Below are 15,965 nucleotides of genomic sequence, written 5' to 3'. Positions count from 1 at the left end.
AGCCTAATGCGCCGCGTGGTCCCAGTCCTCTCCGCGACCGATCTGCACGTCCAGCGGCACGCTGAGGTCGGCGGCATCCCCCATGCGGGTACGGACGATGGACTCGACCTGGTCCCATTCGCCGGGCGCGACCTCGACGACGAGCTCATCGTGGATCTGCAGGAGCAGGCGTGAGCGGAGTTGCTGCTGTGCGAACTGCTCATGGATATGGAACAGGGCGATCTTCATGATGTCTGCGGCGCTGCCCTGAATCGGGGCGTTGAGCGCGGCCCGCTCGGCGTTCTCACGCAGCACTCGATTGGGGCTCGACAAGTCCGGGAACGGGCGGCGGCGCCCGAAGATCGTCTCGGTGTAACCGTCGATCTTGGCCTGTTCGACAGACGAGCGGAGATAATCGCGCACCGCACCAAACCGGGCGAAGTACTCCAGCATGAGAGCTTTCGCTTCAGCTTGCTCGATGCGCAGTTGCTTTGACAGGCCGAATGCCGAGAGCCCGTACACAAGGCCGTACGACATGGCCTTGACTTTCGTGCGCATCAACGGCGTGACGTCTGCGGGATCGACGCCAAAGACACGTGCGCCGACGAACCGGTGCAGGTCCTCGCCCGAGTTGAATGCCTCGATCAGCCCCGGGTCCTCGGACAGGTGCGCCATGATGCGCATCTCAATTTGGGAGTAGTCGGCCGTGAGCAGGGTCTCATACTCCGCGCCGACCTGAAACGCGGCGCGGATTCGCCGGCTCTCCTCGTTGCGAACCGGGATGTTCTGCAGGTTCGGGTCTGTGCTCGACAGGCGACCGGTTTGGCTGCCCGTTTGCACATAGGTGGTGTGGATACGACCATCCTCGCCGATGGCCGCGTCGAGGGACTCGATGATCTGGCGCAACTTCGTGGCCTCGCGGTGCTGCAACAGCAGATCGAGGAACGGGTGCGGATGCGACTCCTGAAGGTCTGCCAGAACCGCGGCATCCGTCGAATACCCAGTCTTCGTCTTTCGTGTCTTGGGCAGCTGAAGATCTTCGAAGAGAACCTCCTGCAGCTGCTTTGGCGACCCCAGATTGAACTCTCGCCCGATGAACGCGAATGCGCTCTGGGCAAGGGAATCCGCACGGGCGCCGAGCTCACCGGAGAACTCGGATAACTGCGCGTGCGACACGGCAACCCCTGCCAGTTCCATGTCGGACAGAGCAGTGAGCGTCGGCAGTTCGATATCGGTCAGCACGCGCGCCACCGCATCCGGCATCTCTTCACGCTGTGCCGCCGCAACGCGCAGTCCGAACCATGCCAACTGCGCGGGCGTGGCGCCCTCGGTCTCTGGCACGAGCTGGGTGGGATCAGCCTCGGGAAGCTTCTCGTCAAGAAAGCGCTCCACGAGTTCGCCGAGGGTCTTGTCGGGGAAACTGGGGCGTTGCAGCCATCCGGCGAGGAGGGTGTCGTAGGCAAGTCCGCGCATCGCGATTCCGGCCCGTGCCAACGCCTTTACCTGGGCCTTGGCATCGGTCAACACCTTAGGTGCTTCCGAACTGAGCCATGGGGCGACCGCTTCGGCCACAGTCTCGCTCCAGTCGCACTCTCGTGCTTCTCCGCCAACGGCGAAGCCCACACGGCGGGGCCGGCCCGCTTCGACCACGACGGTGAGACCCACCTCGCCCTGCGCGGCGTCAAGCCACGCACGCAGCTCGTCAGCGGACGGTTCGGTCGGTTTTGGCATTTCGACCGCGGGAGCCGTCGCGGCTGCCGTCGCCACCGCATCTGCGCCCGTTGCTTCGAGCACGCGAGGGAGCAGCGTGCGGAACTCGAGCCGGGCGAAAATCTCGCGCACAGCCTGCGCGTCAATCGGCGCGACGGCGAGGTCGGCCGGCGCGAGGGGCAGTTCGACGTCGCGGAGCAGTCGGTTCAAGGACCGGTTCCGGCGCACGTCGTCGAGATGGTCGCGCAAATTGCCGCCGACGACGCCCTTGATCGTGTCGGCCTTGTCGAGGAGCTCTTGCAACGAGCCGAACTGCGTGAGCCACTTCACCGCGGTCTTCTCACCGACCTTCGGCACACCCGGGAGGTTGTCGCTGGTCTCACCGACGAGAGCGGCCACGTCGGGGTACTGCTCCGGCGGCACTCCGTAGCGGTCGATCACCGCCTGGCGGTCGTACCGCTTGAGCTGAGATACGCCCTGCACATTCGGATACAGCAGCGTGATGTTCTCGTCGACGAGCTGAATCGTGTCCCGATCCCCAGAGCACACCAGCACCTCGAATCCCTGTTCAGCTCCCTGCGTCGCCAAGGTCGCCAAGATGTCGTCGGCTTCGAAGTCTTCTTTAGCGAGTACCGCGATACTCATCGCCGCGAGGCATTCCTGCAGGAGCGGGATCTGGCCTTTGAACTCCGCCGGGCTCTCGGCACGGTTGGCCTTGTACTCCGTGTACTCACGCGTGCGAAACGAGTGCCGAGACGTGTCGAACGCGACCGCGAGGTGCGTGGGCTTCTCTGCCTTGATGAGGTTCACCAGCATCGACAGGAAGCCATAAATACCGTTGGTGTGCTGGCCGTCTTTGGTGGAGAAATTGTCCACCGGAAGGGCGTAGAACGCTCGGTAGGCGAGCGAGTGGCCGTCGACGACGAGGAGGGTAGGCTTTGCGGAGTCGGTCACCATGACAGCGTAGCCGCGGGTGACGACATCCCTCTCGCTCGTCGACTCGAAGGCGGATCAATGACCGACCATTCCCCCGCGGACATCGATGGCCTTGCTTGGGTTGCACAGCGCGGCATGGGCGCGCTCGCTGAGAAGATGGGCATGGTGTTCACCGAGTTCACCCTTGAGCGGTGCGTGGCGACGATGCCGGTAGAAGGCAACACGCAACCGGTCGGCTTGATGCACGGTGGTGCCTACGTGGTGCTGGGAGAATCGCTCGGATCGATGGCTGCGAACCTACACGCCGGCCCCGATCGCTTGGCGGTGGGCGTGGACATCAACGCGACGCACACGGGCTCTGCCACAGCGGGAGTCGTGACGGGGGTGTGCACCCCTGTCCATTTGGGTCGCACGATCACCGTTCACGAAATTGTGGTGAGCGATGAGCGCGGCCGACGGTGCTCGACGATTCGTATCACAAACATGATCAAGCCCATGCCTCGCGAATAAGCGCGAAGCATGGGCTTGTCTGTCGTGTGTGGCGCCGGAGCGCCTGTGCGCGCTACTTCTTGGGTGCGAGCTGCTCGATGATGGCCTTCGCAACATCCTGCATGGTGAGTCGGCGATCCATCGACGCCTTCTGGATCCACCGGAAAGCCTCGGGCTCGCTCAGGCCCATCTTCTCGTTCAGAAGGCCCTTTGCGCGGTCGACGAGCTTGCGCGTTTCGAAACGCTCCACCATGTCGCTCACCTCGGCCTCGAGGGTGATGATCTGCTCGTACCGGGCGAGAGCGATTTCGATGGCGGGGAGCAGGTCGTTCGGCGTGAACGGCTTCACCACGTAGGCGAGAGCACCCGCCTCACTCGCGCGCTCAACAAGCTCTTTCTGGCTGAAAGCGGTCAGCAGCACGACCGGCGCGATGTGGTTCTTGCTGAGTTTCTCGGCGGCTGAGATGCCGTCAAGCTGCGGCATCTTCACGTCCATGATCACGAGGTCGGGCCGCAGCTCGGTTGCGAGCTGGACGGCGGTCTCACCGTCGCCGGCTTCTCCGACGACATCGAAGCCGTTGTCGCGCAGAATCTCGACGATGTCGAGTCGGATCAGCGACTCATCTTCGGCGACAACGACACGACGGGGTGCGGACGCCGGCGTACCGGTGGTCTCTTCCTGCTCAGTCACCATTGAATCCTACGGTATGGTCGAAGCCGCACGTTCAATTCGCCCGGTGTGGCAAAGGGAACGCGCGCCGGTGTGGCGGAATGGCAGACGCGACCGACTCAAAATCGGTTGCCCGAGAGGGCGTGTGGGTTCGAGTCCCACCACCGGTACAGCACGAGGGGTGGACTTCACGCGAAGTCCACCCCTCTTTTGTGCTTCTGATCAGGCCCCGAAGTACTGGTTACCGAGTGCCTTGCTCTTGAGTGCGTCGAACTCGCCCTGCGAGATCGCACCGGAATCCAGGAGCGCCTTCGCCTGCGCAATGTCTTCGGCGGGGCTGGTCGAGGCCTTCGGCCGGTAGTCGTCCACCTCGGGCACCGCTCCCCTGCCGGCGCGTGCGCGCTCGGCCATTCCGTTCCCGCGGGCAATGACATACACGAGTGCGGTGAGGAACGGCAGGATAATGAGGAACACGATCCATACGGCCTTCAGCCAACCGTTCAACTTGTGGTCTCGGAAGAGGTCCACGATGATCAGCGCCATCACGAAGAAGTAGGCGATGAAGTAGAACGCAAACAGGGCGAACCAGAAGAGGTCGAGGAACATTGAGCAATCGCTTTCTCGGGGGAACCACGGTGTACGAATTCACTCTAGCGAGAGCGCCCGCCTCGCCGGGGAAAGAGAAAGTGCGGGATGCCCGTGGGTGGCATCCCGCACTTCTTCGCGGTGCTTCTTACTCGCCTGACTGGTAGATCGGCGCCTTGCCGTGTACCGCGTCACCCACCTTGTGAATGCGAATGTCGTTGGTGGAACCGATGATTCCGGGAGGCGAACCAGAGATCACGACGACGCGATCCCCGACCTGTGCGAGGTCGTTGGAGAGCAGATAGTCGTCGACCTGGATGAACATGCGGTCCGTGTGGGGCACGTGAGCGACCAGCGTGGACTGAACGCCCCACGTAACCGCCATGCGGCGACGGATTGCAGGCTCGGGCGCGAACCCGATCATGGGGATCTTGGGGCGCAGACGCGACATCCGTCGCGCGGTGTCGCCGGACTCGGTGAAGATGCACAGGTACTTCGCCTCGACGAAGTCGGCTACCTCCATCGCTGCCAGCGTGATGGCGCCACCCTGAGTGCGCGGCTTCGCATTCAACGGTGCGATGCGGTCGAGGCCGTGCTCCTCGGTCGACGAGATGATGCGGGCCATCGTCTCGACGACACCCACCGGATACTTGCCCACGCTCGTCTCACCGGAGAGCATCACCGCATCGGCGCCATCGAGGACGGCGTTGGCGACGTCGCTGGTTTCTGCGCGGGTCGGTACCGGGTTCTCGATCATTGACTCGAGCATCTGAGTCGCCACAATCACCGGCTTCGCCATTCGGCGGCACAGTTCCACCGCGCGCTTCTGGACGATCGGTACCGCCTCAAGGGGCAGTTCGACGCCCAGGTCGCCTCGGGCGACCATGATGCCGTCGAACGCGTCGATGATCTCTTCGAGATTGTCGACGGCCTGCGGCTTCTCGATCTTGGCGATGACCGGAACGTGCCTGCCCTCTTCCGCCATGATGACGTGCACGCGCTGCACGTCCTTGGCGTCGCGAACGAACGAGAGCGCGATCAGATCGGCGCCCGCGCGCAGACCCCACCGCAGGTCGGCCTCGTCCTTCTCGGACAGAGCGGGAACGTTGACGGCGACACCGGGGAGGTTGATTCCCTTGTTGTTCGACACGGCGCCGGCAACGATCACCTTCGTGGTCACCGTGGTGTCGGTCGTTTCCACGACCTCAACGCGAACTTTGCCATCGTCGATCAGCAAGAAATCGCCCGGCTTGACGTCCTGCGGCAGCCCCTTGAACGTGGTCCCCACGATCTCCTTGGTGCCGAGAATGTCGTCCGTGGTGATCTTGAAGATGTCGCCGACGGCGAGCTCGTGCGGGCCGTTCTCGAACTTCCCGAGACGAATCTTGGGGCCCTGCAGGTCAACCAGCACGGCAACGGCGCGTCCGGCGTCGTCCGCCGCCTTGCGTACGTTGGCGAAGTTGTTGTCGTGAACCGAGTAGTCGCCGTGGCTCAAATTGAACCGGGCGACGTCGACACCGGCGTCGATGATGGCGCGAACCATCTCGTACGACGATGTGGCGGGTCCTAGGGTGGCCACAATCTTGGCGCGTCTCATCCGTGGTTTCTCCGGGGTTGTTGTGATGGCGATTGCCGACTTCAGCCTACGCGTGCTGCAAGCCGATGGCGAGGTCGGTGGGGCGCACCGGAGCAGGTAGCTCCGACTCCCCCATGAGGTAGCGGTCGACGCTGGCGGCCGCAGCGCGGCCTTCTGCGATCGCCCACACGATCAGGGACTGGCCGCGCCCGGCATCCCCGGCCACGAACACCCCCTGCGTGTTGGTCTGGTAGTCGTCTGCGCGATCGACGTTGCCACGCTCGGTGAACACGGTCGAGAGCTGCTCTTCGAGCAGTGCACGCTCGGGCCCCGTGAACCCCATTGCGATCAGCACAAGATCGGCGGGGATCTCGCGCTCGGTGCCGCTCTTGGGTACACGGCGGCCGTCGACGAACTCTGTCTCCGCTACGCGCAGTGCGCGTACCTCGCCCGCGTCATTGCCGAGGAACTCCACCGTCGAGGCGAGGTAGGAGCGCTCGCCCCCCTCTTCGTGAGCAGAAGACACTTCGAACAGCGTGGGAGCCATCGGCCAAGGCTGGTGCTCGGGGCGTTCGCCAGGAGGCTGCTTGCCGATCGCGAGGTTGGTGACGCTCAGGGCACCATGCCGGTGCGCCGTCCCGATGCAGTCCGCACCGGTGTCGCCGCCGCCGATCACGACGACGTGCTTGCCCTCCGCAGAAATCTGGTGGGGCACGGCGTCGCCAGCGACCGCCTTGTTCGACTCGACGAGGTATTCCATCGCGAAGTGCACGCCTGCGAGATCGCGGCCAGGAATCGGCAACTCGCGCGGCACCGTGGCACCGGTCGCGACGATCACGGCGTCGTACCGCGCGCGCAGATCACTCCAGGAGATGTCCTTGCCGATCTCGACGCCGGCGCGGAAGCGCGTGCCCTCGTCTTGCATCTGCCGAAGGCGAAGCTCGATGTGCTTCTTTTCCATCTTGAAGTCAGGGATGCCGTAGCGCAGCAGGCCGCCGATCCGGTCGTCCCGCTCGTACACGGCCACCGTGTGACCCGCGCGGGTCAGCTGCTGGGCGGCAGCGAGGCCCGCCGGCCCGGAGCCGACGACGGCGACAGTCTTGCCGGTCAGGCGCCCCGGGGGTTCGGCCTCGACCCAGCCGTTGCCGAACGCTTCCTCAACGATCGAAACTTCGATCTGCTTGATTGTGACGGCCGGCTGGTTGATTCCCAGCACGCAGGCGCTTTCGCACGGCGCGGGGCACAACCGCCCGGTGAATTCCGGGAAGTTGTTCGTCGCGTGCAGGCGCTCGATCGCCGAGCGACCTTCACCCCGCCAGGTGAGATCGTTCCACTCGGGAATCAGATTCCCCAACGGGCATCCCTGGTGGCAGAAGGGCACACCGCAGTCCATGCAGCGGCCCGCCTGACGGCGCAGAACAGCGTTGTCGCCCGGCTCATAGACCTCTTTCCAGTCCATGATGCGCACCGGCACCGGCCGGCGAGCGGGCAGTTCCCGCTCGGTCGTCTTCAAAAAGCCCTTGGGGTCAGCCACCCGTCACCTCCAGGATGCGAGACCACACGACGTCACCGTCGGGGTCGAGCCCCTCGGCCACCGCCGCCTGGCGTGTGTGCAGTACGGCCGCGTAGTCGCGCGGCATCACTCGGACGAAGTTCTCCAGTTCAGACTCGAGGTTCTCCAGTAACTGAGCCGCCAGAGCGGAGTCCGTGTGAGCGATGTGTTGGGCGAGCAGGTCGCTCAGAATCTCACCGTCCCCCGCGCCGAGCGGGCCGAGTTCGAGTTCGCCGGATGCCAGCGACTCTCGGTTCACGAGCTTTTCGTCCAACTTGTAGATGTAGGCGGTACCGCCCGACATGCCGGCACCGAGATTGCGCCCCGTGGCACCCAAGATGACGGCAAGACCACCGGTCATGTACTCGAGCGCGTGGTCTCCCACACCCTCGACCACCGCTGTCGCGCCGGAGTTGCGCACGAAGAAGCGTTCGCCGACCACGCCACGCAGGAACATGGTTCCCTGCGTCGCGCCATACCCGATGACGTTTCCAGCGATGACATTCTTCGACGCATCGAAGGTCGCCTGTCGGGGCGGACGAACAACGATCTGTCCACCGGAAAGGCCCTTGCCGACGTAGTCGTTCGAATCTCCTTCGAGACGCAAGGTAATGCCGGACGGCATGAAGGCCCCGAACGACTGACCGGCCGACCCGGTGAGGTTCACGACGATGCTGTCCTGCGGCAGTCCGTTTTCGCCGTGCTTCTTGGTCACATGGTGGCCGAGCAGGGTACCTACCGCTCGAGCAGTATTGCGCACAGGAAGGTCGATCGTCACAGACCCGCCATCGTTGATAACACCCTGAGCACGCTCGATGAGCGCGTTATCGAAGTGCTCTTCGAGTTCGTGCTCCTGCTGACGCATGCTGCGCCGCGGCTCTTCTTCGGCGAAGACGGGGCCCTCGAGGACCGGGGCCAAATCGAGGCCGCTCGCCTTCCAATGGGACACCGCACCGTCCATATCGAGCAGATCGGTGCGCCCGATGGCTTCGTCGAGGGTTCGGAATCCGAGTTCCGCGAGGTACTCGCGCACCTCTTCGGCGATGAACTCCATGAAGTTCACGACGAATTCCGGCTTGCCGTTGAAGCGCGAACGCAACACAGGGTTCTGCGTTGCCACGCCCACAGGGCATGTGTCCAGGTGGCATACGCGCATCATGATGCACCCCGACACCACGAGTGGAGCGGTAGCGAATCCGAATTCTTCGGCACCCAGCAGCGCGCCGATCATGACATCGCGCCCGGTCTTCAGCTGACCGTCGACCTGCACCACAACGCGATCGCGCATGCCGTTGAGCATGAGCGTCTGTTGCGTCTCGGCGAGGCCGAGCTCCCACGGCGTGCCCGCGTGCTTCAGCGAGTTGAGCGGGCTAGCACCCGTACCGCCATCGTGACCCGATACCAAGATGACGTCGGCCAGAGCCTTCGCCGTACCTGCGGCAACCGCACCGATACCGGATTGGCTTACCAGCTTGACGTGTACGCGGGCCTGCGGGTTGGCGCGCTTGAGATCGAAGATCAACTGCTTCAGGTCTTCGATCGAGTAGATGTCGTGGTGCGGCGGCGGCGAGATCAGCCCGACGCCGGCGGTGGCGTGGCGCGTACGCGCCACCCACGGGTACACCTTCGTCGGCGGAAGCTGACCACCTTCGCCGGGCTTGGCACCCTGTGCGAGTTTGATCTGGATGTCGTCAGACTCCGTCAGATACAGGCTGGTCACACCGAAGCGGCCGGACGCGACCTGCTTGATCGAGCTGCGACGTTCCGGATCGAGCAGACGATCGACGTCCTCCCCGCCTTCGCCGGTGTTCGACTTGCCGCCGATCCGGTTCATCGCGATTGCGAGAGTCTCGTGTGCTTCGCGGGAGATCGAGCCGTAGCTCATCGCCCCGGTCGAGAACCGCTTGACGATGGCAGATACGGGCTCGACCTCATCGATTGGAATCGGGGTGCGTCCCTGCGTGCGCAATGCAAACAACCCGCGGAGGGTCTTCAGCTCATGTGCCTGATCGTCCACGAGCTTGGTGTACTCGCGGAAGATGTCGTATCGCCGCGTGCGCGTGGAGTGCTGCAAACGGAACACCGTGTCCGGGTTGAACAGGTGAGGCGCTCCGTCGCGGCGCCACTGGTATTCGCCACCCGTCCACAGCCGCTCGTGCGCACGCACGGCCGCATCTTCGGGGTAGGCGTAGGCATGGCGAGCGGCATTCTCTGCCGCGATCACGTCGAGGTCCACCCCGCCGAGCTTCGATTCCGTCCCGGTGAAGAAGCGGTCGATGAACTCCTGCGAGAGACCGACTGCTTCGAATACCTGGGCACCGGCGTACGACGAAACGGTCGAGATGCCCATCTTCGACATGATCTTAAGCACGCCCTTGCCGAGCGCGTAGATCAGGTTCTTCACGGCCTTCTCGGGGGTGATGCCCGTGATGAAACCGGCGCGGACGAGGTACTCGACTGTTTCCATCGCGAGGTACGGGTTCACGGCGGACGCCCCGTAGCCGATGAGGGTCGCGACGTGGTGCACCTCGCGAACGTCGCCAGCTTCGACAACGAGCCCCACCTTCATGCGCGTTTCGTTGCGGATGAGGTGGTGGTGAACTGCCGCGAGCATCAGCAAGGACGGGATCGGTGCGAGGTCCTTGTTCGAGTCGCGGTCACTGAGCACGATGAACTCGGCGCCGTCCTCGATGGCCTGGTCTGCCTCGGTGCACATTTGCGCGAGGCGCTTCTGCATGCCCTTGTGGCCGGCTTCCGCGCGATACAGTCCGCGGATCGTGACCGATGACCGCCCGGGAAGCGCGGTGTCGATGTGCTGGATTTTCGCCAGCTCGTCGTTGTCGATCACCGGGAAGTCCAGCGTGACGGTCCGGGCGTGGCCCGGTCCCCATTCGAGCAGGTTCCGCTCGGGTCCGAGACCCAGCGAGAGCGACGTGACGACCTCTTCGCGGATGGAATCCAGCGGCGGGTTGGTGACCTGGGCAAACTGCTGCGTGAAGTAGTCGAACAGCAGTCGCGGTCGGTCGCTCAGCACCGCTACCGGGGTGTCGCTGCCCATCGCTCCGAGAGGCTCTGCGCCGTTCTGTCCCATCGGCGTGAGGAGGATGCGGACCTCTTCCTCGGTGTAGCCGAACGTGCGCTGGCGACGTGTGATCGAGGCGATCGGGTGCACGATGTGTTCACGTTCGGGCAGGTCGGCCAGGCGCACGCGGCCGGCGTCCAACCACTCCTGCCACGGCTCGAGGTCCGCCAAGTCACGCTTGATCTCATCGTCTTCGATGATGCGGCCCTGTGCGGTGTCCACGAGGAACATGCGACCGGGGCGGAGACGCCCGCGGCGCTTGATGCGCTCAGGCTCGAAGTCGAGCACACCCGTCTCAGAGCCGATCACGATCAGCCCATCCGTCGTCTCGGTCCACCGGCCGGGGCGAAGTCCGTTGCGGTCGAGAGTCGATCCGACGAGCGTTCCGTCGGTGAAGATGAGCGCCGCCGGTCCGTCCCACGGCTCCATCTGCATCGAGTGGAAGTCATAGAAGGCGCGAAGCTTCGGATCGATGTCCGCCTGCTTTTCGTATGCCTCGGGCACCATCATCATGATGGCGTGGGGCAGGCTGCGGCCCGTGAGTGTGAGGAGCTCGAGCACCTCGTCGAAGGAGGCCGAGTCGCTCGCACCCGTTGTGCAGATCGGCAGCAGTGGATCGATCTCACCGAGGAGTTCGGACTCCAGCTGCGACTGGCGCGCGCGCATCCAGTTGCGGTTTCCCTTGACGGTGTTGATCTCACCGTTGTGGGCGAGCATACGCAGGGGCTGTGCGAGGGGCCACGAGGGGAACGTGTTCGTGGAGTACCGCGAGTGGACGACGGCGAGCTCGGAAGCGAAACGTTCGTCCTGAAGGTCCGGGTAGAACGGCTCGAGCTGAAGCGTGGTGACCATGCCCTTGTAGCCGATTGTGCGTGCGGACAGCGACACGAAATAGGCGCCCAGCTCGTGGTGCGACCGCTTGCGCAACCGGTAGGTGCGGCGATCGAGTGCGATTCCCGAAAGTGCGGGTTCGGATGCTACGGCTGGACGAGCGACGAAGAGTTGCTCGAATACGGGGCGTGCCTCGAAGGCGAGCTTGCCGAGGTTGTCCTCTGCTGTCGGCACGGAGCGCCAACCCAAAACGGTGAGGCCTTCGGATTCGGCGATCTTCTCGATGCCGGTCTTCTGCGCGCTGCGTGCATCGTCATCGCGCGGCAGGAACGCAAGCCCCGCGGCGTACGCTCCTGCCGGAGGCAACGGGAATTCGACGACCTCGCGGAAGAACGCGTCGGGCATCTGCGTGAGGATGCCCGCCCCGTCACCGGTGCCCGCGTCCGAGCCGATGGCGCCGCGATGTTCGAGGTTGCGCAGCGCCGTCAGAGCGAGATCGATGATGTCGTGGCCGGCCTCGCCGCGCAGCGTGGCCACCATGGCCAGGCCGCACGCGTCCTTCTCGAAATCGGGGTTGTACATCCCCTGCTTGGCGGGAAACCCTGCCAAGGGCGACTGCGCGCTCAAGGGAGCCTCGTTCGAGGCATTGCGACGGGGGCTCGATGCCATACCTACCGTCCTCACGTTGATACTCAAGATGGGACGTCGTCGGCCCTGTGCTGATGTTCGGCATCACCCCGCCATGGGGTGACGTCTTCAGTTCGTGTCGGCTGTGCTTGTGGCGGTGCCCGTGACTGAGTCGGCTGTCGGTGGTTCGCTGACATCGACGTAGTCGTCGGTGTTCTGCGATTGTACAGTGCCGCTCGGGAGCCATTCGCGACCCGTCACGTACGGGGACGGCTCAAGGCCCGGGTGCCGACGCTTCTGCACCACGAAGAGGACCAGCCCGAGGACGACACCGAAGATCGCTGCCCACACATTCGTGCGCAAGCCCAGGATGATTTCGCTCGGGTCGATGCGAATCGACTCCCACACGATTCGGCCAGCCGAGTACCACACGAGGTAGAGGGCGAACAGGCGGCCCCACTGGAGTGTGAGGGCTCGTCCCGCCCACAGAAGTACAAGTACGCCCAGTCCGTTCCACAGCACCTCATAGAGGAAGGTGGGGTGGAACAGCGTCCCCTCGGCCAGTCCCGGCGGGAACGCGGGGTTGTCGTAGTCGATTTCCAGACCCCACGGCAGATCGGTGGGCAGCCCGAACAGTTCCTGGTTGAACCAGTTGCCGAAGCGGCCGATCGCCTGAGCCAGAAGCAGACCAGGCGCCAGAGCGTCGGCGAAGGTCCAGAACCGGATGCCGGTCCAGCGGCATCCGAGCCATGCACCGATCGCTCCACCGATGAGCGCCCCGTAGATGGCGATGCCGCCTTCCCAGATGTACAGCGCGCTGAGCGGGTTCGCACCTTCACCGAAATAGAAGTCGAAGTGGGTCAGCACGTGGTACACGCGCGCAGCGATGATCGCAAGCGGCACCGCCAGAAGGGCGATATCGATCACGACCCAGGGCTCGGCGCCGCGCTTGGTCAGTCGGTGATTGGTGATCAGGGCGGCGAGGATGATGCCGGTGATGATGCACAGTGCATAGAGGTGGATGCGCGGTCCGCCATCCCACAAATCGAAGTAGCTGACCGAGGGGCTCGGGATGCTGGTGGCGACGCTGACGGCGGCGTTGAGCATAGGTGATCGTGTCCTTGACTGTGCGGGGTCGACGGGGAGTCGACGAGGGAAGTCTAGTTGCGGGGCGTTCCGGCGGCGATCGCGCGGGCCGTACGGGCGAGCCCGTCCAGCCCGTCTTCGCGCAGCGCGCGCACCAGCGCCGTACCGACGATCGCGCCGTCGGCGTACTCGACGACAGACGCCACTTGGTCGGCGTTTGAAATGCCGATTCCGACGCACGCGTGCGCGGCGCCGCGGTCACGAAGACGCCCGACGAGGGTGCGAGCGGCGGCGTCGAGTTGTGCACGCTCGCCGGTGATTCCCATCGTCGAGACCGTGTAGATGAAGCCCGTCGAGTTCTCGATGATCACATCGAGACGCTCATCCGTAGACGTCGGTGCGGCCAGGAACACGCGGTCCAATCCGGTGCGCTCGCTCGCAGCGATCCACTCGGCGGCGGCATCGGGGGTGATGTCGGGTGTAATGAGTCCGGCTCCGCCAGCGGCGAGAAGATCGTCCGCATAGCGTTCTACGCCGTACTGGAACACGGGGTTCCAGTACGTCATGACCAAGACCGGCACGTCGGTGCGGGAAGAGATCTCTCTCACCGCAGTGAACGTGTCGCGCACGCGAAAACCTCCGGCGAGGGCTGCCTGCGTGGCCTCCTGGATCACGGTGCCGTCCATGACCGGGTCCGAGTACGGCGGGCCGAGCTCAAGCACATCGGCGCCGTTCTCCGCCAGAGTGACAGCGGCTTCGATGCTGGTTTCGAGGTCGGGGAAGCCGAGGGGAAGATATCCCACGAAGGCACCGCGGCCTTCGGCATGTGCGGCGTCGATTGCAGCGGCAACTCGAGAGGTCATTGATCAGCACCTCCGTCGTACAGCGCGAAGTATCGAGCTGCTGTATCCATGTCTTTGTCACCACGACCCGAGAGGCAGACGGCGATCACGCTGTCGGGGCCCCACTCGCGACCCATGCGCAGCGCGCCTGCAAGTGCGTGCGCGGACTCGATCGCGGGGATGATGCCCTCGGTCTGGCTGAGGAGACGAAGGGCCTGCATCGCCTCGTCGTCTGTGGCGGGAATGTACTCCGCCCGACCGATCGATGCGAGCCACGAGTGTTCAGGCCCGACTCCGGGGTAATCCAGTCCGGCAGAGATGGAGTGGGATTCCACGGTCTGTCCGTCGTCATCTTGCAGGACGAATGTCTTCGCGCCGTGCAGGATGCCGGGACGACCGCGCTCGATAGATGCGGCGTGGCGCGGGGTGTCGACGCCGTCGCCTGCCGCCTCAACGCCGTAGAGCCGAACCTGCTCGTCGTCAAGGAACGCGTCGAACATCCCGATCGCATTCGAGCCACCGCCGACGCACGCAAAGACGGCGTCAGGAAGACGGCCCACCTCATCGAGCAGTTGCGCGCGCGCCTCTTCGCCGATCACCTTCTGAAAATCACGCACCATCGCAGGGAATGGATGCGGTCCCGCCGCGGTGCCGAAGATGTAGTTCGTCGTCTCTACTGTCGCCACCCAATCGCGATACGCGTCGTTGATTGCATCCTTCAGCGTTCGCGAACCCGTCGTGACGGGAACCACCTCGGCTCCGAGCAACCTCATCCGGGCCACATTGAGGGCTTGACGTTCGGTATCGACCTCGCCCATGTAGATCGTGCACTCGAGGCCGAAGAGGGCGGCGGCGGTGGCTGTCGCCACGCCGTGCTGGCCGGCACCGGTTTCGGCGATCACTCGTGATTTGCCCAACCGCTTGGTCAGAAGAGCCTGCCCCAGCACATTGTTGATCTTGTGCGAGCCGGTGTGGTTCAGGTCCTCGCGCTTGAGGAACACACGGGCGCCGCCGGCATGCTCGGCAAAGCGCGGAACCTCGGTGATGATTGACGGCCGACCCGCGTAGGTGCGAAGCAGCTCAACGAATTCCGCCTGAAACTCCGGATCAGCCTTCGCCGCTTCGTACTCGACGGTGAGCTCATCAATCGCTGCGATCAGGGACTCCGGCATATAGCGGCCACCGAACTCACCGAAGAAGGGACCACTCTCGGCGCGCAAGCTCATGACCCGGCCTCCAAGAATGCCTGCAGCGTCGACACCGGATCGCCGGTAACAAGCGCCTCGCCGACGAGTACGACATCGGCTCCGGCTGCGCGATAGTGGGCGACGTCGCCGGGAACGAGCACCGCCGACTCGGCGACTTTCACCACGTCACGGGGGATGCGATCCACCAGTGAACCGAAAAGGTTCTTGTCGAGTTCGAACGTCGACAGGTTGCGGGCGTTGACTCCGATCAGACGCGCTCCCAGATCGACGGCGCGGTCGACCTCGTCCGCGGTGTGCGCTTCCACCAGCGGGGTCATGCCCCACTCGAGGACGAGACCGTGCAAACGCTGCAGGACGTCTTGCTCGAGCGCAGCGACGATCAGGAGCACGAGATCGGCGCCCGCTGCGCGGGCCTCGAGCACCTGGTACTCGTTGGCGATGAAGTCTTTTCGCAGCACCGGGACGCCGACGGCAGCTTTCACCGCTTCGAGGTCAGCCAAACTCCCCTTGAATCGCCGGCCCTCCGTGAGAACAGAAATCGCCGATGCGCCGCCCTGCTCGTACAGTCGCGACTGCAACGCCGGGTCGGGGATGCTCGCGAGGTCCCCGCGGGACGGGCTTGCTCGTTTGACCTCGGCGATGATCTTGACGCGGTCTGCGGGGGCGAGGGCTGTCAGAGCGTCGAGCGCAGGCGCTGCCACACGAGCCGCAGCTTCGACCGTGTGAAGTGGCTTCTCCGAAGCGCGCGCTTCGGCATCTGCAACCGCGCCGGCCGTCAGGTCGGCGAGCATG

11 protein-coding genes and 1 tRNA gene are annotated in these 15,965 nt (G+C 64.4%); 2 read left to right on the top strand and 10 right to left on the bottom strand.

Going from position 1 to position 15,965, the window contains the following annotated elements; all coding sequences use genetic code 11:
• Positions 1-3: 3 nt before the first annotated feature.
• The gene (gene polA / locus ON062_RS02760; protein WP_274645601.1) at positions 4-2,643 is read right to left on the bottom strand and encodes a DNA polymerase I; all 2,640 of its coding nucleotides are present in this window, start codon (positions 2,641-2,643) and stop codon (positions 4-6) included.
• 60 nt (positions 2,644-2,703) lie between these two features.
• Here polA and ON062_RS02755 point away from each other — a divergent pair, with 60 nt between their 5' ends.
• Positions 2,704-3,135, top strand: coding sequence for a hotdog fold thioesterase (locus ON062_RS02755; protein ID WP_274645600.1), 432 nt, complete (start codon positions 2,704-2,706; stop codon positions 3,133-3,135).
• 52 nt (positions 3,136-3,187) lie between these two features.
• Here ON062_RS02755 and ON062_RS02750 read toward each other — a convergent pair whose 3' ends face one another.
• On the bottom strand, positions 3,188-3,805 hold the full coding sequence (locus ON062_RS02750) for an ANTAR domain-containing response regulator (protein WP_274645599.1): 618 nt from the start codon (positions 3,803-3,805) through the stop codon (positions 3,188-3,190).
• 66 nt (positions 3,806-3,871) lie between these two features.
• Here ON062_RS02750 and ON062_RS02745 point away from each other — a divergent pair.
• A tRNA-Leu gene (locus tag ON062_RS02745) sits at positions 3,872-3,954 on the top strand.
• Positions 3,955-4,006: 52 nt separating this feature from the next.
• Here ON062_RS02745 and ON062_RS02740 read toward each other — a convergent pair.
• From ON062_RS02740 to trpC, 8 genes are all read right to left on the bottom strand, one after another.
• On the bottom strand, positions 4,007-4,390 hold the full coding sequence (locus tag ON062_RS02740; protein ID WP_274645598.1) for an SHOCT domain-containing protein: 384 nt from the start codon (positions 4,388-4,390) through the stop codon (positions 4,007-4,009).
• Between the two features lie 127 nt (positions 4,391-4,517).
• Positions 4,518-5,966: a pyruvate kinase gene (gene pyk, locus ON062_RS02735; protein ID WP_274645597.1), complete on the bottom strand. Its 1,449-nt coding sequence runs from the start codon at positions 5,964-5,966 to the stop codon at positions 4,518-4,520.
• Between the two features lie 46 nt (positions 5,967-6,012).
• The gene (locus ON062_RS02730; RefSeq protein WP_274645596.1) at positions 6,013-7,479 is read right to left on the bottom strand and encodes a glutamate synthase subunit beta; all 1,467 of its coding nucleotides are present in this window, start codon (positions 7,477-7,479) and stop codon (positions 6,013-6,015) included.
• Complete coding sequence (gltB, locus tag ON062_RS02725) at positions 7,472-12,079, bottom strand: glutamate synthase large subunit (protein ID WP_274645595.1); 4,608 nt, start codon at positions 12,077-12,079, stop codon at positions 7,472-7,474. Before gltB ends, ON062_RS02730 begins: the two co-directional genes overlap by 8 nt.
• Before the next feature lie 87 nt (positions 12,080-12,166).
• Complete coding sequence (gene lgt, locus ON062_RS02720; protein ID WP_274645594.1) at positions 12,167-13,144, bottom strand: prolipoprotein diacylglyceryl transferase; 978 nt, start codon at positions 13,142-13,144, stop codon at positions 12,167-12,169.
• A 53-nt stretch (positions 13,145-13,197) separates the two neighbouring features.
• Positions 13,198-13,986, bottom strand: coding sequence for a tryptophan synthase subunit alpha (gene trpA, locus ON062_RS02715; RefSeq protein ID WP_274645593.1), 789 nt, complete (start codon positions 13,984-13,986; stop codon positions 13,198-13,200).
• Positions 13,983-15,191, bottom strand: a complete 1,209-nt coding sequence (trpB, locus tag ON062_RS02710; protein ID WP_274645592.1) for a tryptophan synthase subunit beta — start codon at positions 15,189-15,191, stop codon at positions 13,983-13,985. Before trpB ends, trpA begins: the two co-directional genes overlap by 4 nt.
• A complete protein-coding gene (gene trpC / locus ON062_RS02705) occupies positions 15,188-15,964 on the bottom strand; it encodes an indole-3-glycerol phosphate synthase TrpC (RefSeq protein ID WP_274645591.1) in 777 nt (258 codons plus the stop codon). Before trpC ends, trpB begins: the two co-directional genes overlap by 4 nt.
• Between the last annotated feature and the right edge of the window lies 1 nt (position 15,965).

The organism is Microbacterium sp. C7(2022) (assembly GCF_028823665.1).
Classification (GTDB): domain Bacteria; phylum Actinomycetota; class Actinomycetes; order Actinomycetales; family Microbacteriaceae; genus Microbacterium.
This window is presented reverse-complemented; position numbering and strand designations above follow the sequence as displayed.

Coding starts and splice junctions, on each gene's coding strand:
- ON062_RS02755 (WP_274645600.1), top strand. CDS start 2,704: ATGACCGACCATTCCCCCGCGGACATCGATGGCCTTGCTTGGGTTGCA.
- ON062_RS02740 (WP_274645598.1), bottom strand. CDS start 4,390: ATGTTCCTCGACCTCTTCTGGTTCGCCCTGTTTGCGTTCTACTTCATC.
- pyk (WP_274645597.1), bottom strand. CDS start 5,966: ATGAGACGCGCCAAGATTGTGGCCACCCTAGGACCCGCCACATCGTCG.
- gltB (WP_274645595.1), bottom strand. CDS start 12,079: ATGGCATCGAGCCCCCGTCGCAATGCCTCGAACGAGGCTCCCTTGAGC.
- lgt (WP_274645594.1), bottom strand. CDS start 13,144: ATGCTCAACGCCGCCGTCAGCGTCGCCACCAGCATCCCGAGCCCCTCG.
- trpA (WP_274645593.1), bottom strand. CDS start 13,986: ATGACCTCTCGAGTTGCCGCTGCAATCGACGCCGCACATGCCGAAGGC.
- trpB (WP_274645592.1), bottom strand. CDS start 15,191: ATGAGCTTGCGCGCCGAGAGTGGTCCCTTCTTCGGTGAGTTCGGTGGC.
- trpC (WP_274645591.1), bottom strand. CDS start 15,964: ATGCTCGCCGACCTGACGGCCGGCGCGGTTGCAGATGCCGAAGCGCGC.